The organism is Microcoleus sp. C2D2 (genome assembly GCF_036702495.1).
Lineage (GTDB): Bacteria > Cyanobacteriota > Cyanobacteriia > Cyanobacteriales > Microcoleaceae > Microcoleus.
The window spans coordinates 1-5012 of sequence record NZ_JAUBTO010000284.1 but is presented as its reverse complement, the minus strand read 5'-3'; the positions used below and the strand labels follow the sequence as shown (position 1 = coordinate 5012).

5 protein-coding genes, 1 tRNA gene and 2 pseudogenes are annotated in these 5012 nt (G+C 43.1%); 3 read left to right on the top strand and 5 right to left on the bottom strand.

The annotated features are described in order from the left end of the window. Positions 1–74: 74 nt before the first annotated feature. Positions 75–752 (top strand): annotated as a pseudogene (locus QUB61_RS37875) (IS630 family transposase); the annotation flags it as partial. A gap of 32 nt (positions 753–784) precedes the next feature. After that, positions 785–1232: pseudogene (locus QUB61_RS37870) on the top strand (ISAs1 family transposase); the annotation flags it as partial. A gap of 694 nt (positions 1233–1926) precedes the next feature. Here the strand turns inward: QUB61_RS37870 and mazG are convergent. Both mazG and QUB61_RS37860 read right to left on the bottom strand, forming a co-directional pair. Continuing rightward, positions 1927–2754: a nucleoside triphosphate pyrophosphohydrolase gene (mazG, locus tag QUB61_RS37865; protein ID WP_333136447.1), complete on the bottom strand. Its 828-nt coding sequence runs from the start codon at positions 2752–2754 to the stop codon at positions 1927–1929. A 71-nt stretch (positions 2755–2825) separates the two neighbouring features. Then, positions 2826–3455 (bottom strand): metal-binding protein, encoded by a 630-nt coding sequence (locus QUB61_RS37860; RefSeq protein ID WP_333136444.1) that lies wholly within the window; start codon positions 3453–3455, stop codon positions 2826–2828. 71 nt (positions 3456–3526) lie between these two features. On the opposite strand from QUB61_RS37860, the gene QUB61_RS37855 reads away from it, so the two are divergent. Then, positions 3527–3598, top strand: a tRNA-Val gene (locus QUB61_RS37855). A 135-nt stretch (positions 3599–3733) separates the two neighbouring features. On the opposite strand, the gene QUB61_RS37850 is transcribed toward QUB61_RS37855, so the two are convergent. The 3 genes from QUB61_RS37850 to QUB61_RS37840 form a co-directional block, all read right to left on the bottom strand. Next, entirely contained in the window at positions 3734–4168 is a 435-nt protein-coding gene (locus QUB61_RS37850; protein ID WP_333136442.1) for a hypothetical protein, read from the bottom strand. A 118-nt stretch (positions 4169–4286) separates the two neighbouring features. After that, complete coding sequence (locus QUB61_RS37845; RefSeq protein WP_333136440.1) at positions 4287–4454, bottom strand: hypothetical protein; 168 nt, start codon at positions 4452–4454, stop codon at positions 4287–4289. Then, positions 4451–4702, bottom strand: a complete 252-nt coding sequence (locus QUB61_RS37840; RefSeq protein ID WP_333136438.1) for a hypothetical protein — start codon at positions 4700–4702, stop codon at positions 4451–4453. The genes QUB61_RS37845 and QUB61_RS37840 overlap by 4 nt, the downstream gene beginning before the upstream one ends. Between the last annotated feature and the right edge of the window lie 310 nt (positions 4703–5012).

Below are 5012 nucleotides of genomic sequence, written 5' to 3'. Positions count from 1 at the left end.
TGGGTCAACAGGTAAAAGATGAGTAATTTTACTCATTGACAATAGTGCTTTTAGCTTAACTTGTGAGTAATGGGGCTAAGTATAGCCTGGAGTCCAAGAGAAATCCCGAAAAAAGAACAGCGTTTAAAATAAAAATAGCAGAATATTTAAAAATAGAAAAAGAAAGTCCAGAACGATTACAGGTATGGTTTTGGGACGAGAGTGGATTTAGTTTAAGAGTTACCAGAAGAAAGAACTGGTGTAAGAAAGGCAGCCGAAAAAAGGTCAGAGGAGACCGAAGAAAAGGCAGAGTTAATGTAATGGGAGGAGTGAGAAATTCCGATAAAAAAAGGTTTGTAGAGTTTCTGAATAAAGGCAATTCACCTAATTTTTATAAAGTTCTAAAGATTTTTTATGAAGAGCTAATTAATGAATGGGTATCAGCAGGTAATCAAGCATCCCAATTTGCTGAAAAGGGAGCGAAAATAGTGCTCATTCTTGATAATGCTAGTTTTCATAAAAAAGAAGAGTACCTCAAAAAAATTGAAACAGAAATGCCTAATCTCCATTTATAATTTCTCCCCGAATACAGCCCAGACTATAACTTAATTGAATTAGTATGGCATTCGACAAAAGAATATATTGCCAATAGGCTATTTAAATCAATTGAAGAGCTAGAGTATTTATTGCATATCCTCTTAAATGAAGGACAATTAATAATTAAATGGGGGCGTAAAATTAAAAACAAGGGTAATGCTTGTATCACAGTTTAAATGTGCAACAGCTTACAGCTTATTCGACAAATAAAGAAAGTAATCACTGTCGCTCAGAAATCCGACATCACAACCATGTTAAGTGACATCAAAGAGCTGATTGACCCCGACAACCTATGGGAGAAACTTCACAGTATAGGCCTGATAGAATTCGTGAGAATAGTGAAGGGAAAAACAACTATTGAAACTCGTTATTATATTAGTAGTTTATCAAATAATGCTCAAAAAATTGGTGAATCAGTCCGCAGCCATTGGGGAATTGAAAATTCTTTACATTGGGTATTAGCTGTGGGTTTTCGTGAAGATGAGTGTCGGATTAGAAAAGATAATGCTCCGCAAAACTTTGCTATAATTAGACACATCTCGCTTAATCTTTTGAATCCAGAAAAAACCTCAAAAACCGGAGCAAGAAATAAGCGACTTCGAGCCGGGTGGGATGATGAATATTTGACTAAGATTTTGGCTGTTGCAGTTAACTAAATTCTCACGAATAACTCATTAGTAACTATTATACAACTTGTAAACAGTGGTTGTAATCTTTTTATTGTCTCAAAAATAGCATTAAGTCAAAACCACCATTAATCAGTTCCTATTTTATCTAAAAAGTCATTAGAAAGCGTGTCTGTAGCTTCTAAAAATAGTGAATTTATCTCAAAATTTACTCACCACTGATGAACAGTGTTCAATAAGATGCGTTCCCCCTGGCTGACTAAGGTAAGCCAAAACCAGAAAAATAAATTTTGGCAAGTTAAAACGTACCGTACGGCATCCGGTAACATGAGAAGTAATTCTCGAACGCTTGGGGAGATAAAACCCTCTGGGACTAACTAAATTAGGCTCGATATTTGGTTCCTTTGAACGGATATTTGGTTTAAGTATTGCCGCCAGGATAGATAGTTTTAAGGTATGTCGCCAGAACCAAGAATCCCCACGCCTTGAGGCCCGGGAGTGTCAAGAGTAGTTGATTGCTGACATCTGGCAGTATTGTTAATCAGCTTTTCAGGGCGGGCTAGAAGCCCACCCCACAAGCAAAATATTGAGTTGTTGTGGAACAGGCATCTTGCCTGTTCTTAACAATAGTGCGGGCTAGAAGCCCACCCCACAAGCAAAATATTGAGTTGTTGTGGAACAGGCATCTTGCCTGTTCTTAACAATAGTGATCGGGAGTGAGTTATTACCGATCGCCCTTTTGTTTAGCAATTAAAGCTTTAGCTTGCTGCCACAGAGCTTCTAACTCTTCTGGGGCATAATCTGACAAAGGTTGATCGCACGCAGCCTCTACCTTCGCAAACCGCTGCACGAAGCGATCGTTTGTTCCTTGCAAAGCAGCCGACGGATCTAAATCGTACCAGCGAGCTAATTGAATCAACACAAACATAATATCTCCCAATTCTGACTGCTGCGCTGCCTTATCCTCGTGTTTGAGAGCGTGTTCAAATTCTGCCATTTCTTCGTGAAATTTATCCCAAACGCCCTCTACACTGTCCCAATCAAAACTCACTTCCGCAGCTTTTTGAGAGATTTTCATCCCTGCGGTTATCGGTGGCAAAGTGCTGGCATAACGGCTCATTTTCGAGGCTAAAGTTGGTGGCTTTTCCGGAGTTGTGCCTTTTTCTGCTGCTTTGATTTTTTCCCAGTTTGCGTTGACTTCATCGACGCTGTTGAGTTCGACATTGCCAAAGACGTGGGGATGTCGCCGAATTAGTTTTTCTGTAATGCCCGCAGCGATTTCGGCGAAGGTAAACTGATTCGATTCGCTGGCAATTTGAGCTTGCAGAATTACCTGTAACAGTAAGTCGCCCAATTCTTCGACGATCGCATCTTTATCTCCTTTGCGAATCGCGTCGGCCGTTTCATAAGCTTCTTCGATTATGTGAGGAATTAGAGTTTGAGGAGTTTGGGCTAAATCCCAAGGACATCCGCCGTCTGGCGATCGCAATTTAGCCACAACTTCTATAAGTTCTTTGAGTGCTGTGAGCGATCGACTTTCAGAATTAGACATAATAATTTACCTTTTATATCAACCGCGCCCGACGGTTATAACGTTGTTAAGAGTTCCAACCATTGATTTTATTACTTCTTCCTTCTTCCTTCTTCCTTCTTCCTTCTTCCTTCTGCTATGGATTTGCTGGAAGCGCGAGTGGGAGCTTGGATTTTGGGCCTCTTAATTGTCTTAGGAGGGCGCCACCCGCTCAATCCTTTCTTTTTGAATCTTTTGTAAGCCGAGCCGCCCCAATCGCTCAGATAGTGGCTCATAGCGCCCAATTCTAGACCGATGTAAACGGCTAAAATTTCGATGTGGTGTTCCCAGATCGATCGCCCATAACTGAAAACTATATCCTGCCAATTCCAGCCTAAGTTCCCAATTTTTTGAGCAATTGCCAATCCCAACACTCCGAAAACCGCGCTCCAGATAGCGAGGTACAAGATTCGCAAAGCAGTGCCGATGAGAGGGCCGTGGGACAAAAAAGAGCGGTGGCGCAGGCTTTTTTGGTACGGGAGCCAAATCGGTTTGAACCATCCCCAGCGCTGATACTGGCAGGAGTAGATATCCAAGTCGGGGCCAAACATCAGCCCGCCGAATAAGAAACTGCCGGAAACGAGCAAAGTCAGGTGGCTGCTCCTCGTCTGGCCAAACGTCAGGGCTGCCACCAAGGGCAAACTCCACAGGGTTATTCGATCGTGCGTGCGGCCAGAGGGCATTAAAAGTTTAGGATTTTTTTAGTTGAAATTTCTGGGATACTGTGATATCATAAATCGCTATAAGCGCAATTGGGCGATTAGCTCAGTGGTAGAGCGCCTGCTTTACACGCAGGATGCCGTAGGTTCAAGTCCTACATCGCCCATCCCAACAGTTCTAGACGTTGTATGAATTTGACCTACTTACATCCTGCGTGTAAAGCAGGCGCTCTCAATTTCCCTCAATAATTGAGTATATCAGTTAAGAGAAACCTATTAGATTTCTCTTAACACTTGCTGCTTTATTCGCTCTCCTCAAATTGACTAAGCAGACTCTGAAGTTTAGTTTGCCCTCTGTCAACTCGGGGAAATAAATTCAGGGGATTGATTTGTTGCCACATAGACATTACCAGCACAAACACCCCCGCCGATGCGAGCGCTAGTGCAATGAGTTGAGAGAGGTCAACCCAGTCTAAAAAGCTTGAGTTAGCGCCGCAATCGTAGACCGTCCAGGAGTCGTCGTTAGTCCATCCGCTTGTGTCAAGCGATTGAAGGTTGTTGTCTATATCCCTGTCTACAGCTTGCGAAGGAATGCCCTGAGTCTCTAGTAACGCTTCCCAGGTAGCAGTTTTGCTGAGCTTGCCGAACTGCTTAGCGTCTTCGTTGGTGAAACCACAAGTAAAGGCGATCGTCTTGAGTTGGTCGATGCGACGGTAGCTGATAAGGATTTTAGTCATTGTTTGACTCCCGGTTCCGCTCTAAAGCAGTTTTCAGGATATCCGCAACCTCGTCAATTCCCCTGTCTCTCTCGTTTCGGTAGAGCTTGAGAAAGTTAAGCAATTGGTCTTTGATATCCTAGTTGTCTCCCAAGCTTCTGTAAATGTAATGCTCCAAAGCCTTCAGATAAATCTCGCTACTCCGCGTAAGGCTCAGGATATCGTAGGCGTCAAGTAGCGCCCTGTGATTGTCAGGTCTTTCATCGGGGGATGGAGAGGGTTCCGCCAAAATGTCGCGAAAGCTCATACGTCCCCCCGCTGGCTGTTGCCATCTAGAAGGGCCTGGCGGATAAGCTTTTTAGCGCGGTATAACCGCATTGACTTAATTGCGCTCCAGTGATGCTCGGGAGGACGAGGTTGCCCGACAATAGGTGTGGTTAACAACAGGCAACCCAGTACCTCGCGTAGCAGGGCGTGACTGATGATGATTTTGTCATCGGACAGCAATATTACATTTTGAGACGCTGAAGTTTGCGCCCTCTGGGATTGTGGCATGATAAATTTGCTCCAACTGTTGTAATCGAACAGAAGGGGAAGTCGTGACCTATCAAGTCGTGAGACACTTGGTGGGTTACGCACTATCAATCTTCCTTAAACTCACGATCGCAGCATCTCAGTCACCTTGTCAAGGGATGGATATTAAGTTTTGTAAGCTAACTCTGCTAAATCATTTCAAACTCTTGCTCTGTCTGGGTTTAGACTTAAAGATTAAACTTAAACCTTATGGTTCTACCGAACCTAGTATGTAAAACTAACTAGCAAAATGCCAATGTAAGAAGCTCCTAAGAATAAAGTTGTCAAAATT